The organism is Thermodesulfovibrio sp. TK500a, from assembly GCF_055381765.1.
Genome location: NZ_AP041606.1, coordinates 361011 through 373624 on the forward strand (window position 1 = coordinate 361011; position 12614 = coordinate 373624).

The 12614-nt window shown below is 35.5% G+C and carries 15 protein-coding genes and 1 tRNA gene; 1 reads left to right on the forward strand and 15 read right to left on the reverse strand.

Going from position 1 to position 12614, the window contains the following annotated elements:
* Positions 1-27: 27 nt before the first annotated feature.
* Positions 28-957, reverse strand: a complete 930-nt coding sequence (locus tag ACZ430_RS01875) for an AEC family transporter (RefSeq protein ID WP_440871043.1) — start codon at positions 955-957, stop codon at positions 28-30.
* Between the two features lie 230 nt (positions 958-1187).
* On the opposite strand from ACZ430_RS01875, the gene ACZ430_RS01880 reads away from it, so the two are divergent.
* The gene (locus ACZ430_RS01880; protein WP_297214253.1) at positions 1188-2072 is read left to right on the forward strand and encodes a peptidylprolyl isomerase; all 885 of its coding nucleotides are present in this window, start codon (positions 1188-1190) and stop codon (positions 2070-2072) included.
* Here the strand turns inward: ACZ430_RS01880 and mnmE are convergent, their stop codons facing one another.
* The 14 genes from mnmE to ACZ430_RS01950 all read right to left on the reverse strand — a co-directional run bounded on the left by mnmE (position 2073) and on the right by ACZ430_RS01950 (position 12502).
* A complete protein-coding gene (gene mnmE, locus ACZ430_RS01885) occupies positions 2073-3455 on the reverse strand; it encodes a tRNA uridine-5-carboxymethylaminomethyl(34) synthesis GTPase MnmE (RefSeq protein ID WP_464910638.1) in 1383 nt (460 codons plus the stop codon). It lies immediately after the preceding gene.
* Positions 3452-4996, reverse strand: a complete 1545-nt coding sequence (gene yidC / locus ACZ430_RS01890) for a membrane protein insertase YidC (protein WP_297214260.1) — start codon at positions 4994-4996, stop codon at positions 3452-3454. The genes mnmE and yidC overlap by 4 nt, the downstream gene beginning before the upstream one ends.
* A gap of 4 nt (positions 4997-5000) precedes the next feature.
* On the reverse strand, positions 5001-5225 hold the full coding sequence (gene yidD / locus ACZ430_RS01895) for a membrane protein insertion efficiency factor YidD (protein ID WP_297214263.1): 225 nt from the start codon (positions 5223-5225) through the stop codon (positions 5001-5003).
* Positions 5207-5347: a 50S ribosomal protein L34 gene (gene rpmH, locus ACZ430_RS01900; RefSeq protein WP_297214266.1), complete on the reverse strand. Its 141-nt coding sequence runs from the start codon at positions 5345-5347 to the stop codon at positions 5207-5209. Before rpmH ends, yidD begins: the two co-directional genes overlap by 19 nt.
* Before the next feature lie 14 nt (positions 5348-5361).
* The gene (gene rpmI / locus ACZ430_RS01905; protein WP_297214269.1) at positions 5362-5562 is read right to left on the reverse strand and encodes a 50S ribosomal protein L35; all 201 of its coding nucleotides are present in this window, start codon (positions 5560-5562) and stop codon (positions 5362-5364) included.
* Between the two features lie 59 nt (positions 5563-5621).
* The gene (gene infC, locus ACZ430_RS01910; protein WP_366934827.1) at positions 5622-6128 is read right to left on the reverse strand and encodes a translation initiation factor IF-3; all 507 of its coding nucleotides are present in this window, start codon (positions 6126-6128) and stop codon (positions 5622-5624) included.
* Positions 6125-8038 (reverse strand): threonine--tRNA ligase, encoded by a 1914-nt coding sequence (gene thrS, locus ACZ430_RS01915; RefSeq protein WP_297214271.1) that lies wholly within the window; start codon positions 8036-8038, stop codon positions 6125-6127. The genes infC and thrS overlap by 4 nt, the downstream gene beginning before the upstream one ends.
* Positions 8039-8114: 76 nt before the next feature.
* Positions 8115-8834 carry an ABC transporter ATP-binding protein gene (locus ACZ430_RS01920; protein WP_297214274.1) on the reverse strand — a complete coding sequence of 240 codons (720 nt, stop codon included), beginning with the start codon at positions 8832-8834 and terminating at the stop codon, positions 8115-8117.
* Positions 8800-9054: a hypothetical protein gene (locus ACZ430_RS01925; protein WP_297214277.1), complete on the reverse strand. Its 255-nt coding sequence runs from the start codon at positions 9052-9054 to the stop codon at positions 8800-8802. Before ACZ430_RS01925 ends, ACZ430_RS01920 begins: the two co-directional genes overlap by 35 nt.
* The gene (locus tag ACZ430_RS01930; RefSeq protein WP_297214279.1) at positions 9054-10259 is read right to left on the reverse strand and encodes a lipoprotein-releasing ABC transporter permease subunit; all 1206 of its coding nucleotides are present in this window, start codon (positions 10257-10259) and stop codon (positions 9054-9056) included. Before ACZ430_RS01930 ends, ACZ430_RS01925 begins: the two co-directional genes overlap by 1 nt.
* Positions 10256-11740: a lysine--tRNA ligase gene (gene lysS / locus ACZ430_RS01935; RefSeq protein WP_297214282.1), complete on the reverse strand. Its 1485-nt coding sequence runs from the start codon at positions 11738-11740 to the stop codon at positions 10256-10258. Before lysS ends, ACZ430_RS01930 begins: the two co-directional genes overlap by 4 nt.
* A 47-nt stretch (positions 11741-11787) precedes the next feature.
* Positions 11788-11862: transfer RNA gene (locus tag ACZ430_RS01940), tRNA-Pro, on the reverse strand.
* A gap of 2 nt (positions 11863-11864) precedes the next feature.
* A complete protein-coding gene (locus ACZ430_RS01945; protein WP_297214285.1) occupies positions 11865-12218 on the reverse strand; it encodes a MerR family transcriptional regulator in 354 nt (117 codons plus the stop codon).
* Positions 12219-12223: 5 nt separating this feature from the next.
* Positions 12224-12502, reverse strand: a complete 279-nt coding sequence (locus ACZ430_RS01950) for an integration host factor subunit alpha (RefSeq protein WP_297214288.1) — start codon at positions 12500-12502, stop codon at positions 12224-12226.
* Between the last annotated feature and the right edge of the window lie 112 nt (positions 12503-12614).

Genomic DNA, 12614 nt, shown 5'->3' on the forward strand with positions numbered 1-12614 from the left:
TAATTGGCAAAAATCAATTCTAATTTTTCATAAAAAGTTCAGCAATACTATTACGGATAAAAGGGAGATTAGGGTTGTAATAAAAACCATTTCAACTGAAGTTCGCATGTCTACTCCAAAAACAGATGCAAATATCATACTCAGAAGCATCGAGGGCATCGCTGCCTCTATTATACATACGTTGAGCGGAATTCCAGAAAGTCCCAATAAAATACCATAGCATAAAGCAAGCAGAGGCGATAAAAATGTTTTTAAAACTATAGCGGGAAGTGAGATTTTAAGCCTCTCTGGATTAACTGCTTTTATCGAAATGCCAACTATAATCAGCATCAGATAAGTAACGTATTTCGAAGCAGAACTTATAGCATCGATTATACTCCCCGCTACTGTTATCTCCAACTCCCTAAATAAAAACCCCAAAATCAAACCCCATATTGCCGGTATTCGTAAAATTGTATTTAAAGAATCCTTAAGACTTATCTTTCCTTTTCTTCCGTATTTCATGCAAATCGCCACTGCAAGTGTCCACGTAAGAGGTGTGCTTGCAAGGAAATCGTATGTAAAGCCATAACTCATTCCCTCTTCGCCGTAAAGTTTAGTTAAAATTGGCAGTCCTATGTAAAGAACATTTCCAAAGGCAGAACACATTATCAAAGAACCTTTTACTTGAGGTGAAAGTTGTTCAGAGGAAGAGATTTTGTTGTAAACAAGCCACGACAATAAAACACAACTAATTATTGTGAGATTAGCAACAAGGGAAATCTTCAGATGACTTATACTGAAAGGCATTAAATATGTCGTTTTAAAGCATACCACAGGAATTATGTAGTAGAAAACCATATTGCTGACCTTATCTCTAAAAAAATCAACTCTCTCTGGTTCAACGCCGAAAATAGTTAAGGCAATTCGGATAAAAAGACCTACGATGAAAAATATTATTATCTCTCCTAAAATCAATAGAGCCTCCCAAACTTTTGCAAGGTCTAATCTCAAGATTATAACTTTTTGATAATAATCAAATTAAATCTTGTTAGTTCTTGCTCATATCAATGTGTAATTTAACAGTCCGATTTATTGCTTTTCAAATCCTTCCAATTCTTAGAGAGGATAAAGTTAAAATCCATTTGCTTAAGTGAATTGTATAATGTTAAATTATAGAAAATTTTTCTAATGAAAGGAGTTATATAATGAGATTTTTAAGTCTTTTTGCCATTATCTTCGCCGCATTTCTTGTTTTTAGCTGTAGTCAAAGTAAGGATGAGGTAATTTTAAAGGCAGGCTCGTCAAAACTTACAAAAAAAGAGTTGCAGGAGGATATAAAAAATCTACCTCCTCAAACCAAACTTTTTCTTGCTTCTCCTGATGGGATTAACCGTTTAAAAGACGAATTGATTAAGAGGGAAGTTCTTTATGAGGAAGCAAAGAAAAAGGACTTAGCAAAGTCTGAGGAATTTAAAAGGAGACTGGAAGAGTTTAAAAAATTAACTCTTATTAACATGTTACTTGAACAGGAGTTAAAAAACTTACAACCTGTAACTGAAAAAGATGCAAAAGACTACTACGAAAAGAACAAAGACCAGTTTATAAAACCTTCAGAAGTGAGATTAAGCCAGATAGTTGTAAAGAATGAAGAAGAAGCCAAAAAGGTTTATGAAAAGATAGATAAAGGTGAAGATTTTGGAAAAATTGCAAAAGAATTATCACGAGACGAAAGAACAAAAGCAAATGGTGGAGATATAGGATTTTTTAAGAAAGGACAGCTTGACCCTCAGATAGAAAATTTGGCTTTCAATCTCAAAAAAGGACAGGTAAGTATGCCTCTTAACAGAAAAGACGGTCTTTACATATTTAAAATTACCGATGTTAAGGGAACTCCAATTGAATTTGAACAGATAAAGCAGCAACTGACAGAACAGTTAAAAGCAAAAAAACAGCAAGAATGGTTTAACAGCTATATTGAAGAGTTAAAAAAGAAATATAAAGTAGAGGTTAATGAAAAGGCTTTGCAGGATATTTTAAGTCAGGGACTAATGGGAAATAAAAAAGATGAGTTACCTAAACAGGGTAATTAGCTATTTCCCTATGCAAAATTCACTGAAAATGAGATTTAAAATATCTTCAGTGGTTATTACGCCTACAATCTGACCTAAAAAACTGAGCCCCTCTCTGAGAAACATGGCTGTAATCTCAAGGGGCTCATTTTTTCCAAAACTATCAAGAGCATTATTCATTGATGACTTGGCACTTTCAAGAGCAATCTTATGGCGTAGTTTGGTAACTATTAAACCTTCCTGCGAGTACCTACCAAGAACTGATAAATTAAAAATCGTCTCTTTCAACTTTTCTATACCCTCACCTTTCAAGGCTGCAATTTCTACAGTAGGTTTGTTTTTTAACTGTTGTGGTATATGGAAATTATCCCTTTTAATGTCACTTTTGTTTAAAACAACTATAGTCTTTTTATCCTTTGCTCTATCGATTATTTCCATATCCAAAGAATTTATCTTTTCACTCATGTCAAGCATTAGCAGAACTAACTCTGCTTCTTCTAAGGCTTTCAGAGTTCTTCTAATGCCCTCGTTTTCAACAAGGTCATGGGACTTTCTTATGCCTGCCGTATCAATTATTTTAACAGGCAACCCTTTTATGTTTATGTATTCCTCAATTATATCCCTCGTTGTGCCCGGGATTTCCGTTACTATTGCTCTTTCCTTCATTAAGAGTGCATTTAGAAGAGATGACTTCCCCACATTGGGCTTGCCTACAATGGCAACTCTCAGTCCTTCCCTGTAAATTTTGCCTTCTTCATATCCTTCAATTAATTTATCGATTTCATCTCGGACTTTAATTATTTCCTTTTTTATTTCTGCTTCTGTTAAACCGTCTATTTCCTCTTCGGGAAAATCAATATAAGCCTCTACATGGGCACAAACTCTCGTTAAAATATCTCTTAATTCATTAATCTTAATAGACAGCTTGCCATCAAGATGTTCCAAAGCGATTTTACGGGCATCATCAGTTTTAGCCCTTATTAAATCAATCACCGATTCTGCCTGACTGAGGTCAATTCTTCCCCTTAAGAATGCCCTTTTTGTAAACTCACCAGGTTCAGCTACTCTCGCACCTTGCCTGATTAACAGATTTAAAATCTTGTTTAAAATTATGAAACCGCCGTGACAGTTTATCTCGACTACATCCTCTCTTGTGTATGTTTTAGGAGCACGCATTACGGAGACTAAAACTTCGTCAATTTTTTCACCTGACTCGGGGTCAATAATATAGCCATAGTGTATTGTATGGGACTTTACAGTTGAGAGATTAACACCTTTAGAGGAAAAAAATATCCTCGAAGATATAGCTACTGCCTCGGGGCCACTTATTCTGACTATTCCTATGCCGCCCTCGCCTATGGGAGTGCTAATAGCAGCAATAGTGTCAAATTCTGAAAAAATCACGCACGCTTTTTAATTTTCTGATTAATGTAAAACTGCTGAGCTATTCCAAATATATTATTAACAAGCCAGTAAAGAACCAATCCTGAGGGAAATGTTAGGAAAAGAAAAGTGAAAACTACTGGCATAAGAAGCATAATTTTCTGTTGAGTTGGGTCCATCGTAGATGGTGTCATCTTCTGCTGTATTAACATAGTAAGACCCATTAATATAGGAAGAACGTAATAGGGGTCTTTAGTGGAAAGGTCAGTAATCCAGAATATAAAAGGTGCCTGCCTTAACTCTATGGCTATTGTGAGAATTTTATAGAGAGCAAAAAATACGGGAATTTGAAGAAGTATGGGAAGGCAGCCACCCATTGGATTGACTTTATATTTTCTGTAAAGCTCCATCATCTCCTTCTGAAGACGCTGAGGGTCATTTTTATACTGCTCTTTTAGCTGCATGAGTTTTGGTTGAAGTTCGCTAAGTTTCTGCATAGATTTCTGTCCTCGGTTAACAATAGGAATAAAAGGAATTCTCACGAGTATTGTAAGAATGATAATGGCAACTCCATAGTTATGAGTAAGACTATAAAGAAGTTTTAGAAACCAGAAAAGAGGACGGGCAATAATAGAGAAAAATCCGAAATCTACAATATGTTCAAGACCAAGATTAAAATTTTTTAAATAATCATACTCCTTGGGTCCTGCAAATAACTTATAGGTATTCTGTCCATCTTTAAAACCAATGGAAACTAAAACATCTGAGCTGTATGGAGAAACTACAAACTGATTTGCCTTGCTTAATGGCACGATAGCTGAGAAAAAGTATTTATCTTCCAATGCAACCCATTTGACACCTTCATTGTAAGTTATAATATCTCTAACTTTATTTGGCGTGAGTTCAATTCTGTCTGCATCCTTCAGTATAACAGGACCCCAGTGAGGAGCGTCTTCTTTTTCTACAATGCCGAAGTCCTTTCCAATGGTTACGAAATAGTTATTGAGGCCTTTTACTTCTTCTTTTATCTCTATTGAATAGTCTTCCTTGTTAAAGATAAAGCTTCTCTTTATATATATCTCTCCATCGCTGAAATGAAAATTTACAAAGGCTCTTTCAGAATCTTTAAATGATAATTTTGTTCCTTCAATGTTAAAAATCACTTTTGCATAATCTAATTTGCCGTCTTTCAAAATTGAAAGAGGAGAAATATCATCGGCTTTCAATACAATTGGAGCACCCTTTTTGTCTTTATATCTCTTTAATTCAATCTTTTTTATCACCGCTCCCTCATTAGAAAGGGTAACCTTGAATACATCATTTTCTATCTCTATTTCTCTGTATTTTGTGTCCTTTCTAATCTCTTTAGGCTCTTCTTTAAGGGTGGAGGGAACTGAAACAGTTTGAGAGCCCGCAGATTTTTCCTCCTTTTTTGTTGGCTGAACAGACTGAGGAGACGAATCCTTAGGCTGATAGTATTTGGTATACAGATACTGACTTCCAAAAAGAATAACCATACTTAAAATTACAGCTAAAAGTGCTCTTAAACCACTGTTTTCCATATCCTCACCTTAAAGGGTCATATCCTCCTGGATGAAAAGGATGACATTTCAGTATTCTTTTTATGGCCAAATAAATACCTTTAATGCCATATTTTTTTATTGCCTCTTCAGCATACACTGAACAGGTAGGATAAAATCTACATGCTGGAGGCATAAGGGGAGATATAAATCTCCTGTAAACTTTTATGATAAATATTAAGAAATTTGACACTAAGGAGTTAATCTCCATCTCCCTTTTGCTCTTCTTCTTCTGATAACTCTTCTTCCCCCTGGAGTGCTCATTCTTTTGAGGAAACCGTGAGTTCTTTTTTTCTTAAGTTTATGTGGCCTATAGGTAGTGTATGCTCCCAATTTTTACCTCCTTATTAAAATTTATAGGGGATTAGAGATTTGATTGACCTATACATTGTCTCATCAACTATTGCAGAATGTCTAAGATTTCTTGTTCTTTTAGATGGTTTTCCTGTGAGAAGATGGCTTTTATTAGCCCTTCTGCGTAAAATTTTTCCTGTTCCTGTTACTTTAAATCTTTTAGCAGCTCCTCTGTGCGTTTTAATCTTAGGCATACTCAATCTCCTCCTTAAGAAGTATAGACGATTATTTTAATAAATTCTTTATAAATTTATCAATCTTTACCGGGAGAAATTAACATGCTCATGTTATTCCCTTCGAGTCGAGGCTCTTGCTCTATTTTATGTGGAAAGCCTACAAGTAGCGCTTTAATCTTGTCAAACACTTTCATGCCCAACTCGGGGTGCACTATCTCTCTGCCCCTGAAAAAGAGTGTAACTCTCGTTTTATCGCCATCTTCTATAAATCTCTTTATATGCTTGACTTTGAGTTGAAGGTCATGGTCTGAAATCTGAGGTCTTATTTTGATTTCCTTAACGGTGGAAGTTCTTTTTGAGGAACTCTTTTTTTCTAATTGATATTTATATTTTCCGTAATCCATTATTCGGCATACTGGCGGATTTGCATTAGGAGCTACCTCTACAAGGTCATATCCTCTGTCTTTTGCTATGCTTATAGCTTCTTTAATACTAACTACTCCAAGTTGTTTCCCGTTTTCATCTACTAATCTTACTTCTTTTGCCTTAATGGCCTCATTAATTCTTATGTCCTTTGTCGCTATTTCGGCACCTCCTTAATATTTTTTCTCTCCTTTATCTCTTTTTTCACAAGTTCAATAAACTTTTCTAATTCAATGAGTTCCAAGTTTTCACCACTTCTTAGACGCACCGTAATTCTTCCTCCTTCTGCCTCTTTATCTCCGATTATTAACATATATGGAATTTTATCTAAAGTGGCTTGTCTTATTTTATAGCCAATCTTTTCATTTTCTCTGTCAAGTTTTACTCTTAGTCCTTCATCTCTTAGTTTTTTGTAGATATTCTCCGCATAATTTATATGTTTCTCTGAGATTGTCATTATCACAGCTTGCACAGGAGAAAGCCAAGTAGGGAAAGCTCCAGCATAATGTTCTATGAGGACTCCCATGAAACGTTCAAGAGACCCCATGAGTGCTCTGTGAATCATTATTGGCCTGTGTTCATATCCGTCCTTTCCTCTGTAAGTAATATCAAATCTTTCGGGAATGTTAAAATCAACTTGAATTGTGCTACACTGCCAGGCTCTATTGAGGACATCCTTTATTTTTATATCAATCTTGGGACCATAAAAAACTCCTTCGCCAGGGTCTATCTGATAAGGAAGATTTCTCTCTTTAAGAGCCTGCTCTAAGGCATTTGTAGCTCTATCCCAATTTTTAAGTGTTCCAACATATTTTTCAGGACGGGTTGATATGTAAATTTCATAATTATCAAATCCAAAAGTTGAAAGAATAAATATAGTAAAATCAAGCACTTTCTGAATTTCCTCTTCGAGATTTTCTTCAGTGCAGAATATGTGTGCATCATCCTGAGTAAAGCCCCTTACTCTGAGAAGCCCGTGTAGAACTCCTGACCTTTCATATCGGTAAACTGTTCCGAGTTCAGCAAATCTTAAAGGCAAATCCCTATAACTACGTAACTCTGATTTATAAACCTGAATATGAAAGGGGCAATTCATAGGCTTTAGTTGATAGGCTACTTCATCTACAGACATGGGAGCAAACATATTTTCTCTGTAAAAATCCAGATGCCCGCTTTTGTTCCAAAGTTCAAGCTTTGCTATGTGAGGAGTATAAAGAAGTTGATAACCTGCCTTGAGATGTTCATCCTTCCAAAAATCTTCGATAACTTTTCTTACAACCGCCCCGTTAGGAAGCCAGATTATCAAGCCTGCGCCTATCTCATCGCTTATATCAAAAAGTCTTAGTTGCTTTCCAAGCCTTCTGTGGTCTCTTTTCTTTATCTCTTCAAGAAATCTTAAATATGCCTCTAACTCTTCCTTTGAGGGAAATGCTGTTCCGTATATTCTCTGGAGCATTTTGTTTTTTTCATCGCCTCTCCAGTATGCACCGGCAACATTGAGTATTTTGAAAGCCTTTATCATACCTGTATGAGGTATGTGAGGACCTCTGCAAAGGTCAACAAATCCGCCTTCCTCATAAATTGATACTTTATCATCTTCAATTTCGTTAATTATCTCAATTTTGTAGTCCTCACCAAGATTTTCAAATAATTTTATAGCTTCCTCTTTAGAAATCTCTCTTCTTATGAAAGGTTTTCTTGCCTTGATTATCTCCTGCATTTTTTTCTCGATTTTTCTTAATTCTTCTTCGGTAAAAGAGCTTTCTCTGTCAAAATCATAATAAAATCCGTCTTCTATAGCAGGCCCAATAGTGACCTTAACATCAGGAAAGAGCTCTTTTACAGCATGAGCCATAACATGGGCTGTTGAATGTCTCAATATCTCAAGACCCTCTGGACTGTTTTGGGAGACTATTTCAAGAGTATCATGGGGATTAATGCTATCTAATGCTGAAAGGTCTTTTAATACTCCATTGACTTTTATAGCTATAGCTTGACTTTCTTTGATTAAATCTATTAATTCTCTCTTATCTAATTCAGTAATGTTACCTTCTTTTAGTAATCTAATCACTGTCCTCCTTAATTTTTTTAACAATTATATTAATCTAAACTGTTTTCATTTATCAACTGAGGGAAAGATAAAAATTTTAAAAGCCTCCCTCTCCTTCAAACAAAACTCCGTCAACCATTGTGAATCTTTGAGCACATTTTTTTGCAAGCATTTCATTGTGTGTCACGATTATAAAGGTAGTTTTGTCTTCCTCGTTTATTCTCTGAAATAGCTCAAATAATTCTTGGGCAGCCCGAGAGTCAAGATTTCCCGTTGGTTCATCGGCAAGAACAATGGAAGGATTTTTAAATAGGGCTCTTGCAACAGCCACCCTTTGCTGTTCTCCTCCAGAAAGTTCTCCCGGCCGATGAAATGCTCTTTCATGAACTCCGAGTTTTTTGAGTATCTCCTGAGCTTTCTCATAGAGTTTATCTCTATTTTTTCTTTTAATTGAGCCTCTATTTGCAATTAACTCCGGCATAATGACATTCTCAAGAACATTAAATTCAGGTAAAAGATAATGAAACTGAAATACAAAGCCAATATGCTTATTGCGAAAATTTGATATTTCATTGTCTGATAAAACAAAAGGATTAATAGAGCCTTCAAACCCGTAGATAACATCTCCTGAGGTTGGTTTTTCAAGAGTGCCAATTATGTGTAGAAAAGTGCTTTTACCTGCTCCTGATGCTCCTGTTACTGCAAGTATCTCTCCCTCATACGCACTGAAATCAATACCTTTGAGAACCTCTAAAGTGCCCGCTTTAGTAGAGTAACTCTTTCTAAGGTTTTTTACCGTTAGTATCTCTTTTTTCATGACCCCTGAATGGTTTACTTAGTTCATCAAATTTCTCCATTACTGCCTTATGAATTCTGTCAGCTTTATCGGCGAGATAATGAAAAGCTTTTTTCGTTATACCCGTTGTTTTGTCTCCTATGTCTCTTATTTTTTCTCCTCCGAATATGAGAGAAACAATAAGAAAAATGATTAATAAAATTATGCTGAGGCATCCTATGTTTCTAATAAACTTAAACATTATTCATACCTCAAAATCTCTACTGGATTTATCTTTGAAGCCCTATGGGCAGGATAAACCGTTGAAATAAGGCTTATTATTAATGCGGAAGCTGAGATTACCAGAATATCTAAAACCTTTACTTTAACAGGTAGCTTACTGAGATAGTAAACATCCGCAGGTAGCTTTACTATCTCATAAGTTTTAATTATCTCACAAAGAAGAAGTCCTCCTAAAAGTCCTATGAGAGTACCAACAACACCTATAAGAAAGCCCTGATATAGAAATACGAGTTTTATCAAACGGTCTGTTGCTCCCATTGATTTCAATATGGCAATGTCTCTCTGTTTTTCAGTTACATTTACCATGAGCATACTTATTATATTAAAAGATGCAACGAGAACAATAAGAGTAAGAATCACAAACATGGCAAATTTTTCAAGTTTAAGGGCTGAAAATAGGTTTCTGTTCATCTGCATCCAGTCTTTGACATAATAACCATCACCAAGCTCCCTTGTGAGAGCTTGACTTACAAGATTAGCCTTGTAAATATCATTTAACTTAAGCTGAATACCTGTTACAGCGTTACCGTATTCGAAGAAATCTTGGGTGGTTTTTAATTCTGCTATGGCAAGATTTGCATCGTATTCGAACATACCAATCTCAAAAATGCCTGTGACGATAAACTTTTTAACCTTTGGTATGACTCCCAAAGGACCGATTGTTCCCATTGGAGAAATAACCGTTATCGTATCTCCCGGCAAAACTCCGAGCATATTAGCAAGCTCCTTACCGATAACAATCCAAGGCAGGTCTGTATAGTTTTCATACTTATACTTTATGTGTTTATAAACTTCAGTAGTTTTCTTGTCATACTCGGGAATAATTCCTCTTAAATAAACTCCATGAGACCTTTTACCAGAGGATACGAGAACCTGTCCCATAACAAAGGGTGAAAGAGATTGGATATCTCTCTTTTTTGATAAAAAGGACATTAAACTTTCGTAATTTTTTATGCTACCCGAATAATTTAACACTACTGCATGGGCTTGGGTTCCTAAAATCTTCTTCTGTAAATCCTCATGAAAGCCACTTATTACAGACAAAACTACAATAAGAGCCATTACACCGAGGGAAACTCCACTTATTGACACCAATGTGCCAAGAGAAGTTCCTCTTTTTCTGCTTTTTAAATACCTGAGGGCAACAAAAAGGGGGAAGTTCATTTTTGCTCAGGTCTGAGGAGGGGAAATAAAATTACATCTCTTATTGATTGATTGTCTGTTAGAAGCATTACCAATCTGTCTATTCCTATGCCTTCTCCAGCTGCAGGAGGCATTCCAACTTCTAAAGCTCTTACAAAGTCTTCATCCATTTCTGGAGCTTCTTCATCTCCCCGAAGTCTTTCCTCAAGCTGGCGTAAAAATCTCTCCTTTTGGTCTAAAGGGTCATTCAACTCTGAGAAAGCATTTGCAATCTCTCTGCCTGCTATGAACAACTCAAACCTTTCTACTAATTCCTGATTGTCTCTCTTTCTTTTAGCAAGAGGAGATAGTTCTACGGGATAATCTATTATGAAAGTAGGTTGTATCAATTCTGGTTCTACTATCTCTTTAAATATCTCATCAAGCACCTTTGCAAGACTACTGCCTTTCGGGATATCAATTCCCTTATCTTTAGCCCATTTACTTGCCAAATCCTCATTTTTAAATATCTCCTCTGGAACACCCTTTTCTTTTAATGCTTCATACATGGTAATCTTTTTGAAAGGAGGAGTAAAATCAATAGTAAATTCACCGAATTTAACACTTAGAGTGCCGCAAATATTTCTTACTATGTAAGTTAAGAGTTTTTCAGTGAAATCCATTAGCCAATTGTAATCTTTGTAGGCAACATAAAACTCGACCATTGTAAACTCTGGATTGTGTTTTGTTGATATACCTTCGTTTCTGAAATTTTTACCTATTTCATAAACCCTTTCAAAACCACCTACAAGAAGCCTCTTAAGATAAAGCTCTGGAGCAATTCGTAAGTATAACTCCATATTGAGTGCTTCGTGATATGTTTTAAAGGGTTTTGCTCTTGCTCCTCCAGCTATGGTGTGCATCATTGGAGTTTCAACTTCAAGAAAACCTTCATTATCAAGAAATTCTCTTAGGTATCTGATAATCTGCTGTCTTTTAACAAATGTCTCCTTCACAGAAGGATTAACAATTAAGTCTACATAACGCTGTCTGTATCTTGCTTCGATATCCTTTAATCCATGCCATTTTTCTGGTAGAGGCCTTAAGGATTTACTCAAAAATTCAAAATTATGCACTTCTACAGTTAATTCATTTGTTTTTGTTCTGAAAAGCTTTCCCTGAACCCCTATTATATCTCCAATATCAAAATTTTTAGCTATGTTAAATTTGTCACCTAAAATATCTTTTCTAAGATATATCTGAATTCTTCCTTTTGAGTCCTGAAGATGAGCAAAGGCTGCTTTACCAAAGTCTCTGAAAAGGATTATTCTTCCTGCTACAGAAACATTTATGCTTTCGCTTTCGAAAAAATCCTTTTCCTTTTCGCCATACTCATAAAAGATACTTTCAGAAGTATGAGAAGGTTCGAATAAGCCATTGTATGGTTCTATTCCCATATTTCTTAATGCTTCAAGTTTTTTAATTCTTTGTTGAATTAGCTCTGAAAGTGGTGTTTCTTGCATTTCCCTCTCAAAAACCTCCCTAATTTCTTTCAGTCTCATTAAAAAAATCGGGGCGAGCCGATTTGAACGGCCGACCACTCGCACCCCAAGCGAGTGCGCTAACCAGGCTGCGCTACGCCCCGATTTAAGAAAGCATTTTAAGAATTTCTTTTAATCGAAGTTTTACTTTTTTTAGTATATCCTCTTTAGTTAAACTTTCACAACTATATGTCTGATTATCATATATCTTGCTGAGTTTTTTTCTAACTCCATCAATAGTGTATTTCTCCTCGTAAAGCATTTTTTTTATTAAAAAAATCACCTCTATGTCCCTTTCTGTATATAGTCTCTGACCTGTTTTAGTTTTCTTAGGCTTTAAGAAAGGGAATTCTGTCTCCCAGTATCTTAATACATATGGTTCTACTCCAACCAATCTGCTCGTTTCTCCAATTTTATAAAAAAGTTTATAAGGTAACTCTCTCTGGAGAGGTTCTCCCATTTTATTTATTGTTTTTTCATTAATTCTTTTAGCTGTTCACTGGGTCTGAATGTGACAACTTTTCTTGGTTTTATCTCTACTGCCTCCATTGTTTTTGGATTTCTTCCAAGCCTTTTGCCTTTCATTCTTACTGTAAAAACTCCAAAACCTGATATTTTTACTATCTCTTCTTCAATTAATGCTTCTTTCATTGTGTCAAAAACAGTCTCGACTATCTTTTGTATTTCTGTTTTTGGTAGCCCCACTCTCTCAAAAATGAAATTTACAAGGTCCGCCTTCGTCATCTGTTCCTCCTGTATTTCATGCTGTTTAGATGGAAATCATTGAATTTTATCTTATATTGTTGCCAGTATGTCAAGTTGAAAAAAGTTAACTTTCTTTATTTATGTTTTGTTA

Bases quoted from the DNA above. Each gene is read 5' to 3' on its own strand.
- lysS (WP_297214282.1), bottom strand. From the start codon at position 11,740: ATGCAAGAAACACCACTTTCAGAGCTAATTCAACAAAGAATTAAAAAA.
- ACZ430_RS01925 (WP_297214277.1), bottom strand. From the start codon at position 9,054: ATGTTTAAGTTTATTAGAAACATAGGATGCCTCAGCATAATTTTATTA.
- ACZ430_RS01880 (WP_297214253.1), top strand. From the start codon at position 1,188: ATGAGATTTTTAAGTCTTTTTGCCATTATCTTCGCCGCATTTCTTGTT.
- yidC (WP_297214260.1), bottom strand. From the start codon at position 4,996: ATGGAAAACAGTGGTTTAAGAGCACTTTTAGCTGTAATTTTAAGTATG.
- ACZ430_RS01920 (WP_297214274.1), bottom strand. From the start codon at position 8,834: ATGAAAAAAGAGATACTAACGGTAAAAAACCTTAGAAAGAGTTACTCT.
- rpmI (WP_297214269.1), bottom strand. From the start codon at position 5,562: ATGCCTAAGATTAAAACGCACAGAGGAGCTGCTAAAAGATTTAAAGTA.
- ACZ430_RS01950 (WP_297214288.1), bottom strand. From the start codon at position 12,502: ATGACGAAGGCGGACCTTGTAAATTTCATTTTTGAGAGAGTGGGGCTA.
- yidD (WP_297214263.1), bottom strand. From the start codon at position 5,225: ATGGAGATTAACTCCTTAGTGTCAAATTTCTTAATATTTATCATAAAA.
- ACZ430_RS01930 (WP_297214279.1), bottom strand. From the start codon at position 10,259: ATGAACTTCCCCCTTTTTGTTGCCCTCAGGTATTTAAAAAGCAGAAAA.
- ACZ430_RS01945 (WP_297214285.1), bottom strand. From the start codon at position 12,218: ATGGGAGAACCTCTCCAGAGAGAGTTACCTTATAAACTTTTTTATAAA.